Below are 20162 nucleotides of genomic sequence, written 5' to 3' on the forward strand. Positions count from 1 at the left end.
CGATGGCTTGGTCAAGAGACGAAATGGCTGCAATCGCAGCGGGAGAACTGCAAAACGGGTTTTATGTCAATTTGGGGATTGGAATTCCCACATTAGTTGCCAACCATATACCGTCAGATATGGATGTGACGTTGCAATCTGAAAATGGAATGCTAGGCATGGGCCCTTTTCCGACAGAAGATGCAGTTGACGCCGACTTAATCAACGCAGGAAAACAAACAATTACGACATTACCAAAGTCCAGTTTTTTTGATAGTGCCACCAGCTTTGCCATGATCCGAGGTGGTCATATTGATTTATCAATTTTAGGCGCGATGGAGGTCTCAGAAACTGGAGATATTGCCAACTGGATGATCCCAGGAAAAATGGTCAAAGGCATGGGTGGAGCTATGGATTTAGTGGCAGGCGTAAAGCGGTGCATTGCTGTTTTTGACCACACGAATAAACGTGGAGAAAGTAAGTTTCTCAAGTCATGCACGCTTCCTCTCACGGGTAAGGCGTGTATCCAAATGGTCATTACAGATTTGGGAGTATTCGACTGGGACAACTCACAAAATAGCTTTCGATTGCGCACCCTTGCACCGAGTGTGACCTTGGATGAGATAAAAGATAAAACTGAGGCAAACATCATTTGGTGATAGTCATCCCGGGCAATGCCAGGACTAGATCGGCTTCAGTTTTGTGCCACAACACGCCTAAAACAAAAGACATTAAGCAGTGTATGCGACGCCAACAGTCCAAGAGAGGCTAGGTCGCTTAATAAAGTTAAATTCAATGACTAAAGGTTAGACTTAGCCAAACTTGCCCCGCCAAAGAGGCCTGCATCGTCGCCTAATTCTGGTGTAACTATCAAGTTATCTATCTCATCCTTTGATTGTCCGAGATAATTGTTCATTAGTTGAGCATATTGATGCCGCACATTCCCAATCAGGTGAGGCGCTAACATCAAACCGCCTCCTAAGACAATTTTATCAGGGCGCAGCATTAAAGACAGCACATTGCAGGCTTGGGCCAAGTAATAAGCTTCAATATCCCAGCCTACATGCCCTTCCGGTAGCTCCGTCGGATCCCCAAAGCGGCGTGTCATAGCCGCCGCAGAGGCAAGTCCCTCCAAGCAATCTCCATGTATAGAGCAGCCGCCTGAAAACGCTTTATCGGCGTCATGACGCTGCACTCTGACATGTCCAAATTCAGGGTGGTTGGGCTTCCCAATGAGGCTACCATTGGCGAAAAGGCCGGCCCCTATACCTGTTCCAATCGTAACATAGGCGGCGGTATTCACGCCTTTCGCAGCCCCCCATTCCATTTCAGCTAAGAGAGCGCCGTTAACATCAGTGTCTATCGCGACAGGAATTGAGAGCTCCTGCTCGAAATAGTCTTTCAAGTTTGTTGCAGCCCAACCGAGTTTAGGGCCATCCAATATCATTCCGTAATTTGATGAGTTGGGATCAACATCGATAGGTCCGAATGATGCGATACCCATAGCGCTGGCATTAATGCCTTTAGCGGATTGCTCTTGGAAGAAGGCAGCGCATCTCGATAAGGTCTCATTTGGGTTTGTGGTAGGAATACGCACGCCGGCTAAGACTCTACGGTCATTTTGCTCATCCTCCACCTGAATCAGGGCGCACTTGAATGTTGTTCCGCCAGCATCAATCGCTGCAAAAATGGGCGCAGGTTCCAAACCGTCGTTTAAAGCCATAAAATTACCTTTCTAAGGACAGTTCCTGTCTAATATATATCCAATGTCTGGCCGAATATGCGTGAAAATAAAATAAATTGCAATCGATTGTATTTCTGGTTATACAAGGCAATAAGCGAAATCAAAGAGCGCTGGAAACACATTTACAGCCGTCAAAGTTGCATCCGTAAGACGAAGCTTTAGGGGAAACGACAATGAGATCAGAAAAGCCTGACACCGCCCCCTTATCCATTGGTGAAAAAGTTGGCTATGGCCTCGGCGACATGGCTTCGAACTTCTATATGGGGTTCTTTGGTATTTTCCTGCTTTATTACTACACGGATGTTTGGGGTATTTCCCCTGCCGCCGTTGGTGTGATGTTCCTTGTCACCAAAATTATCGATGCTTTTAGTGATCCCGCGATGGGACTGTTGGCCGACAGAACAGAGTCCCGTTGGGGTAAGTATCGGCCTTACCTTTTATGGGTAGCCGTGCCTTACGCAGCACTTGGTTACTTATTGTTTTTAGGCCCCGACCTCTCGCAAAGCGGAAAATTAATCTTCGCCTATGTCTCTTATTCGCTTGTTATGCTGGGATATACGGCGATTAACGTACCATATTCCGCGCTGCTGGCCGTTATATCCCCCGTTGCCATTGAACGCACCAAAGCTACGCAATTCCGTTTTGTTTTTGCCTCTCTCGGAACATTGGTTGTCAGCGCGACGACAAAACCGCTTGTTGAATTGCTCGGAGGTGGCAATGAGGTGCTAGGCTTCCGCCTGACAATCATTCTCTTCGCTATCCTCACTGTCATTCTTTTCTGGACTACATTTGCTACGACCAAGGAGCGGATTAAGCCTGAAAAACACAGCTCAAGCGCAGCGGACGACATGGCTGTTCTACTCAAAAATATATCGTGGATTGTATTAGCGCTTTCAGGCATTTTAGTCGTCATAGGATTGATAAGCCGCGTCTCATCCGCCGCATTTTATATGAAATATAATGTTGCTGACGGGAGTGAGAAAATCTTGTGGTGGATGGACAGAACCTCCTTGCTCATAACTTTAGGATTCGTCGGGCAACTCTTTGGGGCTCTGTTGACGCCAACATTTTTACGCGTGTTCGATAAACGCCAGTTGATGATTTTTGCCAATATTTTAAATGCAGCCTTGCTTATCGGCTGTTACTTTGTTCCGCCGGAAAATTATTGGGTAACGGTATTTTTTCATAGCGCCAGTATTTTCTGCTTCGGCATTATAATTACTCTCCTTTTTGCAATGTACACAGATTGCGCGGAATATGGGGAATGGAAATCTGGGAAAAACAGCGCAGGACTCACGGTTTCGGCCTCGATGTTTTCGCTTAAAGCCGGGTCTGCTATTGGTAGCGCTGTGCCAGCCTTCATCCTCGCTGCGTTCGGGTTCATTGCCAACCAAACCCAAACACCTGAGTCCCTTCAGGGTATACGAATCATGTTCAATTTTGTGCCAGCGATTTTCTTTTTCATCGCTGGTGTGCTCATGGTGTTTTACAAACTCAACGGAGCGACGGTTAAGAGAATGGAGCGCGAACTTCTAGCTCGCCGTTCTGACACGTCCTCTACATCAATATAACTGTTTGAATGATGACTAAGCCCATGAAAACTATCGTGACCGATAGAGAGCCACTGCCTATCCCGGCTCCTTACCCAATGCCGTTTAGCGCGACGATTGCGCATCCCAATCTTATGCTCTGGGATAGTTGGTGTTACGCAGAGGGCGGAGATTGGCATTTGTATTGCTTGGCTCTCTCTAAAATTGACGGCAACGGCGAGCGCATATATCCGGAAGATCGCAATCAGCACAAATTCCACGTTCGCCATTTCAAGAGCCATGATAAAGGGCAGAGCTGGTTTGATTGCGGCGTTTTCCAACAACCTCATATCACGCCAAATGGTTATTTTGATCGTAATATCTGGAGCGGTTCCGTCCTTCCCCTACCGGATGGCCGCTTTATTACGGGGTTTACTGGAATCCGCGAAATTTCCGGCGATCGTCCATTTCTCCAGTCAATTGGCATAGCTATTTCCGATGATGGTATGCGCGCTGAACATGCCCAACCTGAACCCCTGTCCTGTCCGCTGCGCGATTACGATCAAATCACTGCGCTCGGATATTATTTGGGACCGAAAGAAACGCTGGGCCATAAAGACGGCGAAGAAGGCGGGCCAATTCTTTCTTGGCGAGATCCGTTTTTATTTCGTGAGCTGGATGGAACGCTACAAGCGGTCTGGTCTGCGAAAGTCTCCCCAAAAGAAGGCGCTATGGCGCATGCAACTTTAATTGAAACGAGAGTTGGTTTCGAAATTGAAACCCTGCATCCTCCCCTAACTTATCCTGACGGCGACTTGTTCACGCAGGCTGAAGTTCCGAAGATTTATTTCAACGCCCAAACGGGTAATTACTTTTGCGTTCTCGCAGCATGCGACCGTCTCTATGAAGGGCAGGATGATAGTGAAGTGACGAAAGTCACACGGCTTTATCGCGCGAAAGCTCTGAGAGGGCCATGGGCACCTTTTGAGGACTCTGGATCACGATTGAAGGGCCTTGAGCACCTTTTTGGCGGCAGCATAATTGAGACAGATTTTGAGGCACGCGAAATGACAATGCTGGCACCATATACTGAAATGGCAGATGACGAAATCGAACTCACTTTCGCACCGCCAGTTAAGATAGAGTACTAGCCTGCGCCGCACGACCCCCGAACAATTAGCTCCGTGGTCGTGAATTGCGAACTGGCTTTTTTGCCCTTTATTTTCTTTAGCAAGAGATCGACCATAAGCTGACCGCCTTGGGCAATGTTCTGATTGATCGTCGTCAAGGACGGCGTCGACATGGCAGCTTGGCCGATATTGTCATACCCCACGACGGAGACATCTTCCGGGATAGATTTATTCTTCGATCGCAAGGCATGAATGGCCGCCATAGCCAAGACGTCCGAAGCGGCAAAAACGGCATCAAAATCTTGCCCTGACTCAATGTATACCACAACTGCATCAAAGGCCGATTGTCCGCCGAAGTTCAGCTTTAAAATAGCGTTTGGATCATACGCTGTACCCGCTTCATTATGGGCCTGAATTAAGCCTTTGTAGCGCAGAGCAACTTCTGGCAAATCAATGTCGCCCAGAAACAAAATACGCTTCCGGCCCAGCTTGAGTAAATGCGATGTGGCAAGCTTCCCGCCTTTTACATTATCACTCCCCACAAGCGTATAGGATGGTTCGCCATCAGCGCCCCCCCAGACGACAATTTTACTATTGGTCGCGCTCATCGCGTTAAGGCGTTCGCTTCTACCCGCTTGCCCGATGACAATTAGGCCATCCGCGCGCCCAGAACGGAGAAGCCGCCGTTCAGCAATAACCATCTCATCTTTTGGCACGGATACAATCAAATCATAGCCGTGCTCAGACGCTGCATTAGACACAGACCCAACCATTTCCAAAAAAAACGGATCTGAAATTGTTTGCTCAGACCCGGGCGCTAAAGGGATAACAATACCGATGGCTTCACTAGATTGCTTGCGCAAATTACGCGCCGCTATATTGACGGTATAGCCGATTTCATCTGCAATTTTTAAAATGGCTTCTTTCGTATGCGGTTTCACCAATGGGCTATCATTTAGAGCACGAGAGACTGTTGAAATGTCAACTTTTGCAAGCCGCGCGAGTTCTGACATTGTTACTTTTTTGGCCATATTTTACTCTTAACCATTCTCGACGGGTAATCAATTTTATTTGATAGGGCCAAGCGTGCCGGATAACCAATCTTCATGCTGAGGAAACTTCGCGTAAACTTTATTCAACATATCGGTTTGGTCAAAGACGACTGGCGCCGCATTTATCTGTCCCTCACTCATATAGCCCATACCAAAAAGCAGATATTCGTAACTTTCCAATGAAAATAGGCGGTGATTGCTCAAAAGGTCGACGTCGTGAGGTGGACGCTTTTTCCACTCTTTGAGTAAATTTTGAAGCGCAGCTGGTGCGCGGCGAGGTGCGGTCGCATCATCCCAGAAAGGCGTGTCGCGTCTTTTGGAGGTCAAATAATGCAAAGCGACATAGTCCAAGATTTCATCAAATAAAGTCTGCATCAACTTATTAAATTGGTTTGTGGTCGCCGCGTCAAAATGACGATTAAACCGCAATATGTCAGCCACGCTTTGAGCTGCAAACTGCATCATATATAGCCCTGTAGACTCCAATGGTTCAACAAAACCATCTGCTAATCCAATTGCCAGGCAGTTGCGGTGCCAAGACTTGTTTCTTTTATAAGTCTTAAACCGAATATGTTTGACCTCAATATCATCAGCATGCGGCCCTTCGATTGCGCGCAGTTCTGCTTCCGCCTCATCCGAGGACAAGTGCGCGCTTGAGTGAACATAACCAAGACTTCTGCGCGATCGTAAGTTAATATCCCATAGCCAGCCTGCACCTAGGGCTTTCGCAGAGGTAAAGGGCAATATATGGTCCGGTCGATGAAGCTCATAGGGTACAGACATTGTCACGGCACGATCGCACAATAAATGCTCAGAATAATCCTGAGTCTCAGGCATGATATGTTTAGCCAAATGGGCTGAGAAACCTGTGCAATCCACATAAAGGTCAGCTCTATATGAGGCGCCATCTTCACTCACCAGAGCTTGAATATCACCCGCCTCAGAAATCTCGACCTTCACAATCTTTGCGAGCTTATGCGCGATTCCATTTTCGGTTCCAAAGTCAGTGAGAACCTTTCCCAACTTTACAGCGTCCAAATGGTAGGCATATGGAAAGGTCGATTGATATTCCGGCCACCCCATCGCTTTTGGCGCGAGGCCTTTCGTGCTTGTATTTGATAAAATTGAGAATTGATTTGAAAAATTCTCACCACCCATTTGATTACTGGCAAGCCATGATAGTACAGCAGGATCCGAGTTAGGTCTTTCGCGCCTGTCAAAGGGGTGATCAAAATGCTCACCCTTATTCCAACCCTCAAACCTGATCAGCGATTTAAAGGTGGCATCTGCCCCTGTCATAAATACCTTTTCACTGATGCCAATGGCTTTCAATGTTCGGCGTATGCTGGGGACTGTTGCTTCGCCAACACCAATAACAGGAATGTCAGGTGCTTCGATCAGCGTAATTTTTACAGGTCGCTGCGAGTCTTCATTCAGGCGCGCATTTAACAGGCACGCGGTCATCCAGCCAGAGCTGCCGCCGCCGACAACGATAATACTTTCTACCTGCGTATTGTCTGCATTTGCTGCCATTTTATCCCACCTGTTAGGCGTTGAGCGTAGCAAGAAAATAGGCTAAAATACAATCGATTTCAGAGAGCCATATGACAGATAAGCCGTTTAAAATTACGATCGTAGGCGGCGGCACAGCCGGCTGGTTGACTGCGGCTTTTATAAGTCAGCAGCTACCCATTACGTCTGGACGTGAAGTTCAAATCACACTCATTGAAGCTTCGGACATTCCAACGGTGGGCGTAGGTGAAGCGACGGTTCCTTCCTTAAGAGAAACACTTGCAGCTTGCGGAATTTCAGAAATAGATTTTCTCACGTCCTGCGGCGCAACATTCAAACATGGGATTAAATTTGTAAATTGGCGACTGCCACCTGAGGTCGATAAGGGCGAGTCATACTTTCATCCCTTTGGTGCGCCCCTTAAAGTTGGAGCCGTTGACCCTCTCAGGGTTTGGTCAAAATTACCTCGGGAGAAGCGCGGCAATATAGCCGATATATTTTCCGTACAGTCTGAGATGGCGGAAATGGGAAGAGCGCCTAAACATCTAAAAGACAGACCTTATGACGGCGCACTCTCATACGCTTATCATTTGGATGCCGGTAAATTTGCTGAATACCTGAAACAGCGCTTTCGCGCACAAGGCGTTAAGCACATCATCGGTAAAGTCGCTGAGGTTGACTACGATTCCAGTTCAGAAAATATATCCGCTTTAACCCTAGATGACGGCACAAAGCTGACATCTGACCTCTATATTGACTGCACGGGCTTTGCCGCGCGGTTGATAAACTCGGATAAGCAGAACCCATTTATAGATAAAACGGATGTCCTTTTTGTCGACAAAGCCGTTACAACCCGGCTTCCGACGAAAGGTACAGCAAGTATTAACGGTTTTACGACCTGTACAGCGCAAAGCGCGGGATGGATTTGGGATATCGTCCTGCAAAATCGCCGCGGAGTCGGCCATGTCTATAGTTCTAAATACATTAGCGACGCTCAAGCAAAAACTGAACTTGCAAGCTATATTGGGCAGAGCGAAGACGCGCTTGATACGCGTACGCTCAATATGCGTATCGGCTATCAACAGCATCAATGGCGCGGTAATTGCGTGGCTATTGGTCTTGCAAGCGGGTTTTTAGAGCCGCTCGAATCGACGGGTATTTATCTAACTGAAATGGCAAATTGGGCATTGGCGGATATGCTACCGCGTTACATGTCAGGCCATAATCCGCAGACGCAATATACGGATGCGATGGTCCATCACTATGAGAACATCGTAGATTTTCTGAAGCTTCACTATGCCATTAGCGAACGGCGGGATACGCCGTTTTGGCGCGATAATGCCAATCCCAGCACATGGCCTGAAACACTTAAGGCTAATCTTGCTGCCTGGGAGAATGATGTGCCGTCCGTCTATGACTTCGGGCGTTCTATCCAATGTTTTTCGGCGACGAACTATCAATTCGTGCTCTATGGGATGGGCTGGAGAGGGCATAAAAAGCCTAGCCACCTGACCGATCAAGCAAAAAATTTAATGGATCAGCTCGCGATTAGGCGTGCACGTTTAAAAGAATTTGTTTTGCGCGATACGCTACCCAACATCGAAATTTTCGCCTCCTTCTCGCCCTCAAATAAAGAATAAAAAAAGCCCGCCAAAAGGCGGGCTAAGGTATTCAGGGAAAGCTACGTCCAGTGACAGACGCAACAGTAAAAACTGAAAGAGACAGAGGCCTCTTTCAGAGAATTTCAATTTAGAATGTGTAACGCAAGCGACCGGAAATCGTCCGTCCGGTAATAGAACGGCCAATCGTCGTATCGAGATTACCGTCGCCATTGGTATCCCAGCCATTACGGCCATCATTGGCAGATTCTGTAATGCCAGCAGCGTCAAAGACGTTGTTTGCGTTAATCGACAGCTCAAGAGCTTCGGTAACATTCACCGCACCATAAAGATGCACGACTGAATAGCCGTCTTGGACAAGCAAGTTGTCATCCAATGAGAAGCTGTCACTCGTTCCAACCCAGCTGCCGCCAATGCGGAAGCGGTCAAATGTATAGCTCGGTGAAACCGTCCAGATCATATCAGCCTGGCGTTGCGGGGTATTGCCTTCCAATGCTGTGTTTTGAACACCATTGTCTTCCGCACGCGTGATTTCAGCATCTGTAAAGGTCGCTGTCGCAAAGAGGTCAAAGCCACCATTGTTGTAATTGGCTTCAAGTTCTACACCTTTTGAATCGTACTCACGTACGCGTCCGTTAGGGGTACCAGATAAAATTTCGACGTTGGACTCTTCTGTGTTTGTAAAGAATGCCGTCGCATAGAAATCTAGATCACCACCAGCAATGTCTCTGTTTTGCATTTTGAAACCAATTTCATATTGGTCTGCAACGTCAACATAGGCATCGTCGCCGCCGGGGCGAAGTGAACCATCAGGATTGCGCACGCCAAAATCAAGGGCACGGTCAAAGTTAAAGCTGGCACCGCTAGAGGCGCGACCAAATACCGAGAAATCATCATAGAGGCGATAGTTTGCGCCAACGGACCACGCTGTATTATCAACTTCCAAATCAGCGCGTGCGCCAACTGTTCCAGTGTTCAATGAAACACTTGATTCAGAGCCCGTAATTACGCCGTCATTATTGACATCGAAATCACCGCCAGCCGCTTCGAGACGAACACCCGTTTGTGTCATATTGTCAAAACGAACACTGGCATCAAGTGTGAGGGCGTCATTAGTCCATGATGCTGCGGCGAATGGTGAGCTAACTTGACCTTCAAGATCGTAGTTTCGGTTTGAACCGTCCCATCCAAAGGCTTGGTTTACGCCGTGAATACCATTGATAGATTGCGGCGTTGCAATAAGAGCAGCATCGTTTTCAGTCGTGGTGCGTAGCTCTGACCAGTGCCAATCTTGATTGAGGTTCTGGTTCATGAAGAAATGACCGAGTGTTACGTCAACAACAGAGCCGCCATTAAGATCAAAGCTTTTCGATAGTTTTAGCTCATTGGCGAAGTTGCTCATGTCATCAAGCTCAACATCGAAAACAGCTACATTTGACGCGATGCCATTTGGCAGGTTCCCGGCTGTGACAGCTTGGCCTGCATTCGGGCCATTAAAGTAAGTTGACCCAGCGCCGAGGTCCGCAGCTGATGATACGCCATTTGTAAAGCCGCCAAGGAAGCGCCCTTTAATGTCTTGATAGCGCATTTTGTTGTTGAAATTGATGCCGCTACCGAGATCAAAATCAACTTCAGCGCCAATGGCTTTCACTTTGTGATCAAGGCCATCCGCTAAGTCATATGGAATTGCATTGCCCGCACCATCAACAGAAATACCATTACGTGTCAGATTGCTGTAGATGCTGTCGTTCTGCGCTTCAAAGCTGCCGAGGCTATCTCCAACAACACCAACGCCGCTGCCATTATCTGTGCGAGAAACCAACTGCGGGAAGTAGGCAGCATCCTTTTTATCAAGCCACTTACCTGTGACGCGAACGAAGCCGTTCTCAAACTCTTTTGTAAGTGTCCCGCGAATTTGACCGCCGGAAATAGGGTCATAACCCGAGTCGCGATAATCACCGCCCTGCTGGAAGTGACCACCGATGTGGAAATACATATCCTCGGACAATGCACCACCATATTCAGCATCAAAGCGCATGTCGTCATGGTCAAGACCGTAAGTGATAGCTGCGCTACCGCCTTCTTGTTGGCCTGTTTTGCCAATGATGTTAATAATGCCGCCAACGCCATTTGTTGTCAGTGTTGAAGATGTACCGCCGCGAACTGATTCGATACGGGCCAATGTCGAGTCGGCTTTCACAAAGCCATCAGCTGGGGCGAAGTTAGAGTCACCAAACAATAGGACAGGTAGGCCGTCTTCTTGTGTTGACAGATATTTTGCACCACCCGTTGAAATAGGAAGACCACGAACAGCTACGTTGGAGTTACCGCCGCCAGAAGATGATTCTGAACGAATACCTGGTAGATTACGGTAGATCTCAGCGAGATTGGTTGGGGCGAGGTCTTGAATTGTTTCTAGGTTGATCGAAGACACAGAGATTGAGGTATCAATCTTGTTCTTACCTTTTGAACTCACAACACCTGTTGTAATCACTTCATCCATATTAGCGTCTTGCGCGAATGCTGGTGACGTCAGAAGTGCAGCGGTTGCTGCAGTTGCGAGTAGTTTTTGGCTGGTACGAATAAACATCGATATCTCCCCTTATGGCCAGTTTTTATTTTTTTGTTAGCCTGAAAGCCTAGTCAAAAAAACTCACCAACAGACAATTCCGAACTTGACATGACTCATATTACAAACGATTGCAACAAAAAATACAAACGATTGTATAATTATTTTACGTCGTGGCAAAAATATCACATTCTAGAACGATGTGGGGAAAGACCTATAATAAGAGCCGAAAATATGGTCCGGCATAAATAGAGTAATGATGAGTAAAATAATCTCGCACGAGTAAGGTTATATTCCATCTGTCACAAATCGTTTCAAACGGCTTGAGGTCGATCTACACTCGGGAGCTCCAAGTATCCCATCTTTAATGTGATTGAAGATAGAGAATGACAGGGAGTTTTCATGGAGGAATCAGGTAGTCACTTGCAGACGATTTTTAAGTCCGAAACTCGAAAAGAACATGACGAGCCCATTCATGTGTCCATTTTATAAAGTGAACAGCATTTAAGCGATTGTTTAAACTGTATTGTCTCTATTGACTCTTGCTTTCGCACTCGAAGCCATACCTAAACGCCGCCTTTATCAAAAATGGCCAATTGTCATAATAGTGTATATTATTGACATTTTGGCATATAGGCCATATATTGGTTTCCAAGGAGCCTATTATGCAGTTTCAACAAATCCATAGTGGTAAACGGGCGACCGCCCTGCCCCAAGGCACGTTTCAGATTACGGATTCTGAAGCGGAAGCTGGGGCACGTTTCGCCGTTAAGGTGTTTGAGCTTTGGGGCCTGAACGATACAGAGAGCTGCATTCTATTAGGTGGTCTTGGCACCTGCACCTATGCACGTTGGAAGAAGGGCCGTATCGGCCCGATGGATATGGATAGAAAAACGCGCCTCTCCATTCTGGCCGGTATCCATAAGGGTTTAAAGTATCTCTTCACTGAAAAGCAACGTGGCTATGACTGGATTAAGAAACCGAATGCACATTTCGACGGCGCCCGCCCTTTAGACATTCTCCTGAATGGTCGTATGACGGACCTCATGGCGATAAGAGACTACCTCGACGCAATTCGTGGCTAAAGCTCAGTTAAAAACAAAACGCGTGAGATGGACGAAAGCCTATCGTATTATCTCATCTATCTTTCCGCCCATTGACCTGTTTGAGGACACATCCGACCCGGAAGACTGGGAGTTATTGGCCTCTCTGGAAGCCAAGAGCAATCCTCGAATCGTAGAGGTGATTGGGCAACTCTCGTTAGTGCCGCCCGAACGCCGTGTCTCAGGCCCAGGCGCGTTATATGTAATGGCTCCCTTCACCCACGTCAGTCCAAATTGGGCGGGTAGGTTTCATGACGGTACCTTTGGTGCTTACTATGCCGCGAATAAAGCCGAGACCGCCCTTGCAGAAACAATGCACCATCGTTCAGCCATCTATCGTGCAAGCAAGGAAGTGTCCGGATGGTTCTCTCAATATCGTGAGCTTATTGGAAAAGTGGATCATAGCTTTCACGACCTGACAGAGCGTGAAGACTACACGGACTGCCTAGCACCGGATAACTACGTTGCCTCTCAATCCCTCGCACGTGACTTACGCCAACAGGGTTCAGATGGTATTCTTTACCCAAGCGTCAGGCATGAGGATGGATTATGCATTGCAGCCTTTTGGCCCGATGTGATCGGAGTTCCAATGCAAGCTCGTCACTTCGCCTATCACTTTAATGGCGAATTCATTGATATGTATAGAGATGAAACAAGCGGCGAAGTCTTCAAAATCATTCTATAATTGGGCCTCATTTGAGCTCATCTGACATCACTCAACATACCCCTAAATATTGCTGGTTTTGACCCTCAAAACTTTTTCGTACTGCACACAAATTGCACACGCGGGCCTCCAACCCATTGAAATAATTAAATAGTCTGTCCAATCCATCATGGGGGCGACAGAGACAGTGAATTTGTCCGAGGGATAATTCATGAGAAGAGCGTATAAGGGATAGTGGATATAAATCAACAATCCCTTATCTGTGGTGGACTGCGCTAGGCTGTGGCCGCCATATCCATCGCGTCTTTTGCGTTCTTTTCAATCGCGTCCCAATCTTGGGCGTTGATTAGGGCTTGCGACGCTATCCATGTACCGCCAACGGCATAGACATTTGGAAGCGATAGATAATCATTCATATTTGAAACCCGCACACCGCCCGTTGGCATGAAACTAATATTGGGCATGGGTGCATAGACGGATTTGATTAGGTTTGCGCCGCCAACAGCGCCTGCGGGGAATAATTTCACTTTGTCAAAACCAGCTTCATAGGCGCTAAGCGCTTCTGAAGGCGTCGCCGTTCCCGGCAGCACAAGTAATTCTGTAGCTTGAAGGGCGGCCTGTAACTTCGGTGACAATCCGGGGGATACAAGGAAATCAGACCCTGTGTCCTCCGAACGCAATACATCATCGGGTGTCAAAACAGTGCCTACGCCTAAAATCATTTTGGGGCAGTGTTTCTTGATTTCTGTGATCGCTTCGATGGCTTTTTCCGTGCGAAGTGTGACCTCAATGGCGTTAATGCCTCCGCGCTGTAAGGCCTCACACAGAGCCACCGCATGTGCGGGGTTATCAATAGCAACAACGGGGATTACGGGTGATTTTGACAATAAGTCGGACATAAATTCTCCTAAATTTCTCACGGATTAGTCTGTTTTCCCAAAAGTCACAAGACCCAAGCTTTATTCCTTGGTGATAAATGTTCTAGGTCAAGGTTCTGATGGAGGAGGGTTCACGCGAATGCCCAACATATCTAAAGCGTTCCCTTAATCAGCTTCATCACGGCGGAAAAATCAAGGTCATCTTTATCCGCCGCTTCCATTAAAGCATAAAGCGCCTCTGATTGCGCACCAAGGGGCGTGGCGGCTTTGGCGGATGCTGCTGCCTCCTGGGCGAGCCGCATATCTTTTAACATCATCGCCGCCGTAAAACCGGCTTGGTAATCACGGTTTGAAGGCGCGTTTTCAACAGGTCCCGGCGCGGGACAGTAGCTTGTCATTGACCAGTTTTGACCTGATGCGGTTGAACTAATGTCAAAAAATGTTTGCGCGTCTAATCCGAGTTTTTCAGCCAGATTAAAAGCCTCGCATGTGCCAATCATATGGATACCCAGTAGCATGTTGTTACAAATCTTTGCAACTTGGCCATTGCCTGCACCGCCTGCGTGAAACACGTTTTTACCCATAATGTCTAAAAAAGGTCTCGCGCGGGTGTAAGCCTCCTTCGTGCCACCGCACATAAAGGTCAACGTACCAGCTTGCGCGCCGCCGACACCGCCTGACACAGGTGCGTCAATCATAGCAAAGCCTCTATCATGGGCTTGCGCATTGACATTGCGGGCCGTGGTGACGTCAATTGTGGAACAATCAATGAAAAGTGCATCAGCTTTGGCATGGGTAAACACACCGTCCTCTCCGGCGTAAACCAAGGACACATGCCGTCCAGCTGGCAACATTGTTATAACAACATCAGCCGTTTTAACCGCGTCCTCTGCATTGTTCGCCGCTATGCAGCCTGCCGTAACAGCGTTAGCAACCGCGTCTTTGGAAATATCAAGCGCGCGAACCTCATGACCCGCCTTAGCCAGGTTTGCGGCCATGCCAAGGCCCATATTCCCTAATCCGATAAAAGCGATAGTTGTCATTATTCGTTCCTACTGCCGTAATAATCCGCGCGAAATAATAACCCGCATAATTTGGTTAGTGCCTTCTAAAATTTGATGCACGCGCAGGTCGCGTACAATTTGCTCAACGGGGTAATCTTTCAAATATCCGTAACCACCGTGCAATTGCAGCGCGTCATTGGCGATTTTAGAACACGCATCGGTCGCGTAGCGTTTCGCCATGGCACAATATTGTCCTGCATTTGGCGCGCTTTCGTCCACCATATTGGCTGCACGGTAAAGCATCAGGCGGGATGCTTCCAACTCTGTCGCCATATCGGCGAGCATAAATTGTGTATTTTGAAAATCCGCAACGGCCTTGCCAAATTGCTTTCGCTCTCGAGTATAATCAAGCGTGACGTCCAATGCCTTTTGCGCACCGCCCAAACTACACGCGCCGATATTGACACGACCACCGTCAAGGCCTGACATAGCAAAACGAAAGCCGTCGCCCTCTGCGCCGACACGGTTGGTGGCTGGGACACGGCAATCTTCGAATATCACTTGGGCCGTAGGTTGAGCGTTCCAGCCCATTTTGCGCTCATTAGCGCCAAAGCTAAGGCCCGGCATATCTTTCTCAACGACGAAACATGACACCCCGCGTGCGCCGTCATCTGACGTGCGGGCCATAACGACATAAACATCCGACCAGCCCGCGCCCGAGATAAAGGACTTACTCCCATTAAGGATATAATCTTCACCCTCCTTCGTCGCTTTTGTCGATAGTGCCGCCGCATCAGACCCCGCCCCTGGCTCTGTCAGGCAATAGCTCGCGATAAACTCACCTGCCGTAAGTTTGGGCACATATTTCGCGCGCAGATCATCAGAGCCGTAGCGGTCAATCATCCATGTCGCCATGTTATGAATGGTCATCATCGCCGTATGGGACACATCCCCGCGCGCGAGTTGTTCAAAGACCAGCGCACTATCAAGCCGCGATAACGCCGTACCGCCGTGCTCCTCGCCTGTGTAGATACCCATAAACCCTAGCGCAGCTGCACGCTCAAACACGCCTCGGTCAAGGCATTTTTCTTCGTCCCACCGCGCGGAATGAGGGGCTAATTCGCTATCGGCGAATTGGCGTGCCATGTCTTGGATAAGCGTTTGTTCTTCTGTAAATTGAAAGTGCATATCTCACTCTTTTTCAGGTTTGAGACGTCTTGATTGGGTTTTACGCATCTCATATTGCCGCATTGGCATTGCATCAATTGTTTGAAAAAGTTCTTGGATAGGAACAGTGTTCAACCAACGACGTTTTGGACCGCGGTCCTTACCAATAAGCATAAACTCATCGAACCGTTCACAGGTTAATGCCTTACCATAACGCAGCATAGTCGGGTCAGATATAAGCTCAAGGCCATCATTTTTGTTCTGAATATAGGCCTTTTGGTCGCGAAAGACGACAAGTACCAAGTCACGCTCTTGAAACCCAGGCCAATTCATAGTCGGTGCAATGGCATCTAGTGGTTTAGCCGCGCAGCTTGCTAAAATTCGTGAATGCCCAAGTGGAGAGTTTGTCCCTGCACTAGCTATTAACGGCTGCGCTATCACGCTGACTGCTGCGCCGATGATAGCCGCAATCCTGAATTTACGTAAGAGAACGTTTAGCATGGCAGGATTAAAACGTCGGAATAATGAATGCGCTGTCTTCTGTCTCGCCTTCTGGCCAGCGTTGGGTCACTGTTTTAACCTTGGTATAGAACCGAAGTCCTTCCATGCCGTATTGATTGGCGTCACCAAAGGCAGAGCGTTTCCAACCGCCAAAGCTGTGGTAGGCAACGGGCACCGGGATGGGCACGTTAATGCCGACCATGCCAACCTCGACACGGTCTGCAAATTCACGCGCGACACGACCATTTTGCGTAAATATGGCCACGCCGTTTCCGTATTGATGCTCGGATGGGAGGCGTAGCGCGTCTTCAAATGTATCAGCCCGCACAATCTGTAGCACAGGGCCAAAAATTTCATCTTGATAGGTTTCCATATCTGACGTCACATCATCAAGCAGGCTCGGCCCAACAAAGAACCCGTCTTCATAACCTTGCAGCGAGAAGTCGCGACCATCGACGACCAATGTTGCACCCTCCTCTACGGCTTTGCTAACTTGGCTGTTGATACTGTCACGGTGGGCTGCTGTCACAACGGGGCCGTAATCGGCGTCGGGATCTTCGGATACACCGACCTTCATGGCTTTAATCGCGGGCAACATTTTATCCAAGAAACGCTCTGCTGTTCCTTCGCCCACCGGCACGACGACGGGCAGCGCCATGCAGCGTTCGCCAGCCGAGCCAAACGCGGCACCCAGTATATCTTTCACGGCCTGATCCATATTGGCATCGGGCATAATAATACCGTGGTTTTTCGCCCCGCCCATGCACTGCGCGCGTTTGCCGTTCGCTGTCGCGCGAGCATAGACATATTGCGCGATATCAGAGCTGCCGACAAAGCTAACGGCCTTAATCGTTGGATGATCGCAAATTGCATCGACGATTTCTTTGTCACCATTGATACATTGTAGCAGGCCAATTGGCCCGCCAGCCTCGACAAACAATTCGGCCAACCGCATCGGGACAGACGGGTCTTTCTCTGACGGCTTGAGGATGCACGCATTACCTGTGGCAATAGCCATGCCAAACATCCACATCGGGATCATAGCAGGGAAATTAAAAGGCGTAATCCCCGCGACAACACCTAGCGGTTTGCGCATGGAATAAACGTCAATTTCTGGCCCTGCGCCGTAGGTATGTTCGCCTTTTTGACTATGGGGAATACCGCAAGCAAATTCGATTACATCAACGCCGCGGATCACGTCACCACGGCTATCGGCCAGAACTTTGCCATGCTCACTTGACAACATCTGCGCGAGGTCATCCATATTGGCTTCAACAAGCTGCTTATACGCAAACAGAACACGGGAGCGTTTTTGTGGATTAGTATTCGCCCAAATCACTTGCGCCTTGGCCGCAGAGGCCACTGCGGCGTCGAGCTCGCCCGGGGTCGCCATAGACACTCTGGCCTGCACAGCACCTGTATTTGGGTTAAAGATATCCTTACTGCGCGAACCTTGTCCCGCTACACGCGCGCCGTCGATAAAGTGTCCAATGGTGATCATGCAAATACTCCAATATCAACTATAAAATTAAGGATCGGTGCCCTAGTGTCAGTAAACACAGTCTATCACAGTTATCAAGCGTAGCGTCATAGGCAGAGACGATATTTCCAATACTAAAACTCTTGAGACAGTAGAGTTTCATATAACACTAGTCAGCGATGCAGGATTTTAAATCAATAGCGTCATTACTAATGCGCGCTTTGTCTAGGTTGAGCCTTTTCGTCAGAGTCATTTTCCCAAACATAAAATCACGCGGGGCGTTAACGGCATCGACGGCAATAAATTGATTGTGCTTGAAATAATATGCGGCGAAGCTTCGCCCGCTATTGATATCACCGCGAATGACAACATCATCAAACCCTGTCGATAGACCTGCGATTTGTAGTTTGAGGTCAAATTGATCAGACCAAAACCACGGCAGACTATTATACGGTTTTGGCGCACCGTTAATATGGGTTGCAATCACCTTCCCTTGTTCCGTTGCATTAGGCACAGACTCCAGCCGAACATGGCGCTGATAAATGGGATTGTAATGCCAAGTAACGTCGCCTGCTGCATAGATATCAGGATCAGAGGTCTGGCAGAACTCATTGACCTCGATACCGTTGCCAATTTTCACGCCTGCCGCCTGGGCTAGCTCAACATTAGGGACAACACCGATTCCAATAATCACCATATCTGCTTTGAAGTTTTGCGCACTAGACGTCATGACCTCTAGCCCCTCGTCCGCGACTTTAATCTCTGACGCGATAACATTTTCAAATATTGTCACGCCTTCTTCGCTGTGAACGCGACGATAAAAATCAGACATGATAGGCGCCGTGACCCGTTGTAAAATACGCGGCATGGCCTCAATCACTGTGACGGCTAGACCTTGTTTGCGCAAAGACGCAGCCGTCTCTAGCCCAATATACCCACCGCCAATAATAAGCGCAGACGTTGCCGCCTTTGCTTTTTGCTTTATCGCGAGAACGTCTTGTGTGTCCCGAAGGTAGAAAACATTGTCCAAATCTTCGCCCAGTACAGACAGCCTGCGGACACGCGCACCTGTTGTTAGGACAAGCTTATTGTAAGTAAGCGTTTCGCCATCATCGGTAAGGACGGTTTTGTCGTTGCGATTGATAGCGCCGACTCGGACGCCGAGTTTCATTTCAATACGAGCCGCCTCATAGCTTACAGCGGGGCGGATCAAGATATCATCGATGGACTTCTGTCCAGAGAGAAAATCTTTGGACAGCGGCGGCCTGTGATATGGCAAGACAGCCTCATCACCAATAACCATTATATCGCCGTCATAACCGCCCTGGCGCAAGCTGACACTCGTTTGAGCAGCCGCATGGGACGCCCCAATTATGATGATTGATTCTGACATAGGGCCTTATATCATCGAATACAGGTCTTCATATGCCTTTGGGTGCATAATATTACGTTAGCGTGCCGTAGTGTAGCGCGGCGCCCATGCCGCCAAAATCCGAGCAACATATTCCGCGTCTTTTGGATCTTTAAGAAGCAGATGATCTGCCCCATTCAGCGTGATGAAGCTTTTAGGGTGACGGGCGCGTCCGAAAATATGGCCTGCGTTATCAATCCGCACGACAGCGTCTTGCGGCGAGTGAAACACTAATAAGGCGCGACCAAGGTCTGCGATCTCTGCGGCAATATCATGATTGGCGATGTCGTCTAAAAACTGTTCTTTGATAATAAAAGGACGCCCACCGAGCAGGACTTTGGCTTGGCCCTCTTCTTCAATCTCTTCAATTTGATCGGCGAATTGGTGAATGATATGGGTCGTATCACAAGGTGAACCAATGGTCGCTACGGCCTTACATTCGGGGATTTCGTCAGCCACCTTTAGGGCCGCCGTACCCCCAAAACTATGCCCCACAAGAATACAAGGGGCCGAATGGTTTTGCCGCAGATAACCCGCCGCCTTGCGCAAGTCATCGCAATTTGTCGTGAAATTTGTATCAGAAAAATTACCGCCAGATTCGCCCAGACCCGTAAAGTCAAAGCGCATCATGCCGTATCCCTCCTCGACCAAAGTCGAGGAGATTGTACGAACGGGTTTTAGGTCTTTGCCAATGGAAAAACCATGCGCGAAGAGGACCCAGCTTTTTACTTCGCCTTCATCAGGCCAGTCAATTTTTGCCGACAGTTCATCACCTAGCGCCCCGGTGAAGGTGATTTTCTCTGTGGGCATAGCCCCTCCT

The 20162-nt window shown here is 48.4% G+C and carries 17 protein-coding genes; 6 read left to right on the forward strand and 11 right to left on the reverse strand.

Translation table 11 applies throughout. The features are described from left to right. Positions 1-2: 2 nt before the first annotated feature. Entirely contained in the window at positions 3-638 is a 636-nt protein-coding gene (locus tag AB6B37_RS07410) for a 3-oxoacid CoA-transferase subunit B (protein ID WP_371398252.1), read from the forward strand. Positions 639-778: 140 nt separating this feature from the next. Here the strand turns inward: AB6B37_RS07410 and AB6B37_RS07415 are convergent, their stop codons facing one another. Continuing rightward, positions 779-1702 carry an ROK family protein gene (locus tag AB6B37_RS07415; RefSeq protein ID WP_371398253.1) on the reverse strand — a complete coding sequence of 308 codons (924 nt, stop codon included), beginning with the start codon at positions 1700-1702 and terminating at the stop codon, positions 779-781. A 194-nt stretch (positions 1703-1896) separates the two neighbouring features. Here AB6B37_RS07415 and AB6B37_RS07420 point away from each other — a divergent pair, with 194 nt between their 5' ends. After that, positions 1897-3294, forward strand: a complete 1398-nt coding sequence (locus AB6B37_RS07420; RefSeq protein ID WP_371398254.1) for an MFS transporter — start codon at positions 1897-1899, stop codon at positions 3292-3294. Positions 3295-3317: 23 nt separating this feature from the next. Continuing rightward, complete coding sequence (locus AB6B37_RS07425; protein WP_371398255.1) at positions 3318-4403, forward strand: hypothetical protein; 1086 nt, start codon at positions 3318-3320, stop codon at positions 4401-4403. Here the strand turns inward: AB6B37_RS07425 and AB6B37_RS07430 are convergent. Further along, complete coding sequence (locus AB6B37_RS07430) at positions 4400-5413, reverse strand: LacI family DNA-binding transcriptional regulator (RefSeq protein WP_371398256.1); 1014 nt, start codon at positions 5411-5413, stop codon at positions 4400-4402. The two genes, AB6B37_RS07425 and AB6B37_RS07430, sit on opposite strands and share 4 nt — an antisense overlap. A gap of 36 nt (positions 5414-5449) precedes the next feature. Next, entirely contained in the window at positions 5450-6967 is a 1518-nt protein-coding gene (locus tag AB6B37_RS07435) for a tryptophan halogenase family protein (RefSeq protein WP_371398257.1), read from the reverse strand. A gap of 71 nt (positions 6968-7038) precedes the next feature. Here AB6B37_RS07435 and AB6B37_RS07440 point away from each other — a divergent pair, with 71 nt between their 5' ends. Then, positions 7039-8586 (forward strand): tryptophan halogenase family protein, encoded by a 1548-nt coding sequence (locus tag AB6B37_RS07440; RefSeq protein ID WP_371398258.1) that lies wholly within the window; start codon positions 7039-7041, stop codon positions 8584-8586. A 109-nt stretch (positions 8587-8695) separates the two neighbouring features. On the opposite strand, the gene AB6B37_RS07445 is transcribed toward AB6B37_RS07440, so the two are convergent. Next, on the reverse strand, positions 8696-11155 hold the full coding sequence (locus tag AB6B37_RS07445; protein ID WP_371398259.1) for a TonB-dependent receptor domain-containing protein: 2460 nt from the start codon (positions 11153-11155) through the stop codon (positions 8696-8698). Between the two features lie 644 nt (positions 11156-11799). On the opposite strand from AB6B37_RS07445, the gene AB6B37_RS07450 reads away from it, so the two are divergent. After that, positions 11800-12219: an MbcA/ParS/Xre antitoxin family protein gene (locus AB6B37_RS07450; protein ID WP_371398260.1), complete on the forward strand. Its 420-nt coding sequence runs from the start codon at positions 11800-11802 to the stop codon at positions 12217-12219. Beyond that, entirely contained in the window at positions 12212-12922 is a 711-nt protein-coding gene (locus tag AB6B37_RS07455) for an RES family NAD+ phosphorylase (protein WP_371398261.1), read from the forward strand. The genes AB6B37_RS07450 and AB6B37_RS07455 overlap by 8 nt, the downstream gene beginning before the upstream one ends. 254 nt (positions 12923-13176) lie before the next feature. On the opposite strand, the gene AB6B37_RS07460 is transcribed toward AB6B37_RS07455, so the two are convergent. The 7 genes from AB6B37_RS07460 to AB6B37_RS07490 form a co-directional block, all read right to left on the reverse strand. After that, complete coding sequence (locus tag AB6B37_RS07460) at positions 13177-13800, reverse strand: bifunctional 4-hydroxy-2-oxoglutarate aldolase/2-dehydro-3-deoxy-phosphogluconate aldolase (RefSeq protein WP_371398262.1); 624 nt, start codon at positions 13798-13800, stop codon at positions 13177-13179. 131 nt (positions 13801-13931) lie between these two features. Beyond that, positions 13932-14822, reverse strand: a complete 891-nt coding sequence (gene mmsB, locus AB6B37_RS07465) for a 3-hydroxyisobutyrate dehydrogenase (protein WP_371398263.1) — start codon at positions 14820-14822, stop codon at positions 13932-13934. A 9-nt stretch (positions 14823-14831) separates the two neighbouring features. Then, the gene (locus tag AB6B37_RS07470; protein ID WP_371398264.1) at positions 14832-15971 is read right to left on the reverse strand and encodes an acyl-CoA dehydrogenase family protein; all 1140 of its coding nucleotides are present in this window, start codon (positions 15969-15971) and stop codon (positions 14832-14834) included. A gap of 3 nt (positions 15972-15974) precedes the next feature. Then, a complete protein-coding gene (locus AB6B37_RS07475; protein WP_371398265.1) occupies positions 15975-16451 on the reverse strand; it encodes a DUF4174 domain-containing protein in 477 nt (158 codons plus the stop codon). 7 nt (positions 16452-16458) lie between these two features. Continuing rightward, a complete protein-coding gene (locus AB6B37_RS07480; RefSeq protein ID WP_371398266.1) occupies positions 16459-17952 on the reverse strand; it encodes a CoA-acylating methylmalonate-semialdehyde dehydrogenase in 1494 nt (497 codons plus the stop codon). Positions 17953-18100: 148 nt separating this feature from the next. Continuing rightward, entirely contained in the window at positions 18101-19324 is a 1224-nt protein-coding gene (locus AB6B37_RS07485; protein ID WP_371398267.1) for an NAD(P)/FAD-dependent oxidoreductase, read from the reverse strand. A gap of 57 nt (positions 19325-19381) precedes the next feature. Further along, complete coding sequence (locus AB6B37_RS07490; RefSeq protein WP_371398268.1) at positions 19382-20152, reverse strand: alpha/beta hydrolase family protein; 771 nt, start codon at positions 20150-20152, stop codon at positions 19382-19384. Positions 20153-20162: the final 10 nt, after the last annotated feature.

It is taken from the genome of Fretibacter rubidus (assembly GCF_041429785.1).
In the GTDB taxonomy this organism is placed as follows: Bacteria; Pseudomonadota; Alphaproteobacteria; order Caulobacterales; family Maricaulaceae; genus Fretibacter; species Fretibacter rubidus.